2 protein-coding genes are annotated in these 3,944 nt (G+C 34.2%); one reads left to right on the top strand and one right to left on the bottom strand.

Features of this window, described 5'->3' with window-relative positions; translation table 11 throughout:
• Positions 1-65: 65 nt before the first annotated feature.
• On the bottom strand, positions 66-3,110 hold the full coding sequence (locus CHRY9293_RS18245) for a Tn3 family transposase (RefSeq protein WP_162034284.1): 3,045 nt from the start codon (positions 3,108-3,110) through the stop codon (positions 66-68).
• 178 nt (positions 3,111-3,288) lie between these two features.
• On the opposite strand from CHRY9293_RS18245, the gene CHRY9293_RS18240 reads away from it, so the two are divergent.
• Positions 3,289-3,861, top strand: coding sequence for a recombinase family protein (locus tag CHRY9293_RS18240; RefSeq protein ID WP_162034283.1), 573 nt, complete (start codon positions 3,289-3,291; stop codon positions 3,859-3,861).
• The last annotated feature ends 83 nt before the right edge of the window (positions 3,862-3,944 follow it).

The following is a 3,944-nucleotide window of genomic DNA, read 5'->3' as shown; positions in this document are numbered from 1 at the left end:
GGTTGCAACTACCGATTCGGGCCTAAAGTAAAATAGAAGCACATAAAACATTGTTAATCAGTATTTTAATATTTATATTTCCATTCGAATATTTTTTTTAGATTAAATCTTAATTTTTCATTTGTAATTATTTTAAAATCGTACTCTCCAAGCAGGTTTATATGCTGCCATGCAACAGCAGTCCCATTACGAATGATAGCAATCATATCTTCCCTCTGCTCTTCTGATTCTACTTTTGTTAGTAAATCTGATAAATACAAATAGTTCCATAAGATAATGGCATTTTGAATAAATCTTCTACATAAAATTCCTTTTTCTTGTTCAGACTTAGTGGCTACAGTAAATTCCTGATTATTGCCGAAAAACACAGATTTGGCAAATCTATTCATCATTTCGATATGGCTCAACTGTTTTTCTACAGATTGTCTTAACTCCAGATCATCATAATAACGGAGAATAAAACTAGAACGAATTATTCGGCCAAATTCTTTAAAAGCTTTCTGTAGAGGGTTTTGCTTGGCATACGAATTCATTCTTTTAAGCACCTGGAAAGCCGTTGTTTTTCCCAGTTTCAGTGACACTACTAATCTCAACATTTCCTCCCAGTTATCTTCAATAAGCTTTTCATTTATGTAATGATCCGGTAAGAGATCATAGCCGAGATCTTGATAGTATTTTCTAGGAAGGAAACTATATAGGTCTAGTGTTCCCAAGTCTTTGATACGGGGAGCAAAGAAAATCTCTAAAAAATGCATTATCCCAAATATTACTTCAGTTCCACCATGGGTATCAGTAGAATGTATTGTACTTTTAATAACAGGATTTCCCAAATGCATGTCAGGTACATTTCCTGCTTCTCTATCAGCGGCGGTAATAACAGCAGAGTAGTAAGTTGCAAAACGCTCATCAATAGCCGTATTAATGCTTGAAGCTTTGCTAAATCCTGGGTATTTGGTCGAATAAGTTGCATTAAGCGAATCTTTTTTTATCAGAATTTTCTGCCCATCACTGGCTGTATGCAACTGTTCAGGATCCTTACGATGGACTTGTGGTAAATCCAAACTATTTTTAACTGAGATAATTGTATCATTTGCATCTTGTAGTGCCTGTTCCGTTAGATACCAATCGGCGGTATGTTTAAGATTGGTAAGTTGTACTCCCTTTGATATTCTTCCCATACGTTCTATTCCAATATTGCAGCCCAAAGCGAGGATAGCTGCAAAAAAGGTTTCCGGATTAGGACGTTTTTTTTCATCAGTTTTACTTTGGTGTCCAAAAAAGTGTAGAAAAGGGGCAGCTTTTTCCACTTCTGATAGTAATGAAAGGATTGAAATATAACGGACAGGCCGGAAGTAAGCTGACACTTTTTCTGTGTCCGGTTTTTCTACTGGAGGTGTTGTAATAAGTGGTTTTCTTTTTCGATTAAATGTAAAATACTCATTCTTACCTGCTTTCATATTTTCATTAGTGTCATGATACAACTCTTCCAGATGTATCTTTAATCCTTCAATAACAGTCTTAAATTCAGTAAAATGAACTAAGCCGGCATCTTTTAACAGATTATCTCTGTTTAATATCCATTCATTTTTATCAATGAGGTATTCTTCTAAAAAACGGTATCTGTAGGAATGTTGAAAATTTATTATTCCTGACTTTATACCATTCTCTACCGCAGTAAATAAAAACATTTTATATAGCCTAGGGCGAAATTTTTCTTTCCCATTTTCCCCTAATGTATAAAGTAAATCTTGTTGCTGGCTATCCAGCCACGTAATATCCTTTGCCGGAGCATTTATTCTTCCGTTTTTTAGAGTATATTGTTCCACAGCTGATAATAATCCTTGATCTGAATGCTGAGAGAACACCATATTTCGGAGAATTGCTCCCACCCTGTTAGAAAGCCATGTACTTCGTTTTTCCCAAAGAAGATAATACTGACTCTGAGGATCATTATTCATCTCTTTTTCTAATACAGCTATTTTTTGCAACTGTTCAGTCTCTAAAGCAATTTCTGTTTCCAATAATTCCTGTATTGCGATGACCTTTTGGCTATCATCTATAGAGCTATGGATAATAATCTTAACCTTCTGCAACTGCTTGTGATAACTTATTCGAGTTTCTATTAAAAGTTGTGTTGCTGCCGTACGTTGTTTGTGGTTTTGAAAATAGCTTTCTTTCTGCAGACGTTTTGTAAAATTATGCGCCAATTTTACATTTTGTAAGAGAATATCAATGAAAAAATCATGACGTTTACGAACTTGATGAATAAGAAAACAAATTAAGAATAGATATCTATCAGAGTGGTGTTGTATTTTATCTACTTTAGCAATTGAAGCCCAATAAGCATGATAATCAATAATGGCATCTGATAAACGTAGAGCTTTTACAGGAACCTTTAATAATTCTAATTTAGATTTTAAAATTTTAAATTGTTCTAAACTTTTCTCAATATCTTTAGGACGCATGGATTGATTTATTGTCCTGTATTGGATCAGATCAGCATTCAGATGAGCGTGGGCTTTTTCCAAAAAACCATCCAATATTTTTCGATGTTCTTCATTGAGTTGCTGCTCCAATGATGTGCTAATATCTTTTCCTACTTCAAGCAAGGTTTGATTGATAATTTTTAAGTATTTATCATACGCCGGAGCTTCCATTTGGGTACGATAAAGAAAAGACTGTATTTCAAAGAGAACCTTGCGGGGCATTAACTGCCTTTCTACCAATCTTTTGATCTGATATCGAAAAATAACTTCCTCAAAAGGTTTCCATCTACATAAATCTAGAATCTGTTCCCTGTGGTAATAAGCAATTTGTTTAGTGTAGTAGATCTGAAACTCAGCAAAAGTAAGGGATAAGCTCATATTCTCAATAAGATAATGAATATCCTGTTTATGAAAATTCCTTATTTCAAAGAAGCGTCCTACCCATTTGAAATATCCCAACTGGAGAATAAATCCCAGCTTTGAATAAGGAGTGCGAAATTTACGCAGTTTCATTTCTATAAATTCATTGATTAGAAAGAATTGCAGACGGTGCTCATGATTAAAAACCGGAGGTGAATCAAATATCTTGATTTCGGAAGATTGCAATAATTTTATTCTGCTCATATATTTTTAAAATACTATTAATAAATTCTCTCATAGAACGTTCGTTCTGTGATAATATAAAAGATTATCAAAATATGCCTCTTTTTCATTTAATTATAGTATCAAATTGTTATCTCACAAAATAAAATCTTATTTTTGAAAAATCATTGGATTCGTGATACAATTAATTCTACAAATTATGAAAATAGGATATGCAAGGGTTTCTACCCAAGAACAGGTATTGGATCTACAGCTTGATGAATTAAAACTTGCTAACTGCCAGCAAATATTCCAGGAGAAAATATCCTCAGGAAAAGAGCGACCCCAACTTATAAAAATGTTGGATATGCTCAGGGAAGGGGACACAGTAATCGTCTACAAATTAGATAGATTGGGACGCTCATTAAAGGAGCTTATCAACTTACTTTCTCATTTTGAAGAAAGAAAAATTGCATTTGTGTCATTAAAGGATGCGATTGATACTTCCACTCCACAAGGTCGTTTTTTTCTCAATATTTTTGCTTCATTAGCTGAATTCGAACGGGATATTATAAGGGAACGTACTAAAGCTGGCCTTTCAGCTGCCCGTGCCAGAGGCAGAATGGGAGGGAAAAAGAAAGGTCTTAGTCCTGAAGCTATTAAAAAAGCTGAAACGGCTGTAATGCTATACAGAGAGAGAAAAACGGCTGAAGAAATTGCAGGGATAATTGGGGTCGGCCGTGCGACAGTATACCGATATTTGGAAGCTATGGGGCAAAAAAGAAATTTATAGAATAATTCTATCGTTTAAAGCAAAGGTTAACAATATATTACATATTTCTATTTTACTTTAGGCCCGAATCGGTAGTTGTAACC

The organism is Chryseobacterium potabilaquae (assembly GCF_902728265.1).
Taxonomy (GTDB): Bacteria; Bacteroidota; Bacteroidia; order Flavobacteriales; family Weeksellaceae; genus Chryseobacterium; species Chryseobacterium potabilaquae.
Note: the sequence above shows the minus strand (reverse complement) of the source record. Positions and strands in the feature narration are given on the sequence as shown.